Genomic DNA, 648 nt, shown 5'->3' with positions numbered 1-648 from the left:
GGTCCGAACGCCATACTGACCGCCACGGCCCGATTCAACTCGACCACCGGCGAAGGCGCCACTTGCGCCAACGCGTCATAGAGCGAAACGATCTGCGTCCAGTCGGTCTCTTCCGCGCGACGCGCCCGCGCATGGCAAGCCGCAAGCGCCGCCTGCAGCGCATACGGTCCACTCGCGCCGCCGAGCGCCTGCGCCGCGTTCAGCGCGGCCAGTCCGCGACGGATCAGCAGCGGGTCCCAACGGCCGCGATCCTGGTCGAGCAACAGCACCGGACGCCCCTGCGCGTCCGTACGGGCATGGGTACGCGATGCCTGAATCTCCATCAACGCGACGAGGCCGAGCACCTCGCTTTCACCCGGTACGAGACCGCCCAGCACGCGACCCAGCCGCAGCGCTTCCTCGCACAGCGCCGGGCGCATCCAGTCGTCGCACGCCGTAGCCGAATAGCCTTCGTTGAAGATCAGGTAGATCACCTGCAGCACCGATGCAAGCCGCGCCGCGCGCGCGTCCGCCTGCGGCACCTCGAACGGCACCTTGGCGGCCGACAGCGTGCGCTTGGCCCGCACGATGCGCTGCGCGATGGTGGGCTCGGGCACGAGAAAGGCTCGCGCGATTTCATCGGTGGTCAGGCCGCCGAGCAGGCGCAGC

At 69.6% G+C, this 648-nt stretch carries 1 protein-coding gene; it reads right to left on the bottom strand.

The genetic code is table 11. The features are described 5' to 3' along the window. On the bottom strand, positions 1-648 hold a 648-nt coding region (locus tag FQ755_RS03190), incomplete at both ends, for an RNA polymerase sigma factor (protein ID WP_313957404.1).

This window comes from Paraburkholderia sp. BCC1885 (genome assembly GCF_900996235.1).
Classification (GTDB): Bacteria; Pseudomonadota; Gammaproteobacteria; order Burkholderiales; family Burkholderiaceae; genus Paraburkholderia.
Note: the sequence above shows the minus strand (reverse complement) of the source record. Positions and strands in the feature narration are given on the sequence as shown.